We start from the raw sequence: 223 nt of genomic DNA on the forward strand, positions 1-223 counted from the left end.
TGTCTTGAATATTCAATAGTAAATTATTCTTTATTGAATAGTTTACGTCTAAGGCGCGTCCACTTCTTTGGTCAGAAGTGAGACAAGTAAAACCAAGCTGGTCGCAATGCGACTCAGGTGAGTGAAACTCATTTGGGTTGTATGGTTAAGCGACTAAGCGTATACGGTGGATGCCTTGGCAGTCAGAGGCGATGAAGGACGTAGTAACTTGCGAAAAGCGTTG

At 43.0% G+C, this 223-nt stretch carries 1 rRNA gene; it reads left to right on the forward strand.

Going from position 1 to position 223, the window contains the following annotated elements:
• Positions 1-143: 143 nt before the first annotated feature.
• Positions 144-223: ribosomal RNA gene (locus KO533_RS22870) — 23S ribosomal RNA — on the forward strand; the annotation flags it as partial.

The organism is Shewanella sp. NKUCC05_KAH (genome assembly GCF_019345585.1).
Classification (GTDB): Bacteria; Pseudomonadota; Gammaproteobacteria; order Enterobacterales; family Shewanellaceae; genus Shewanella; species Shewanella oncorhynchi.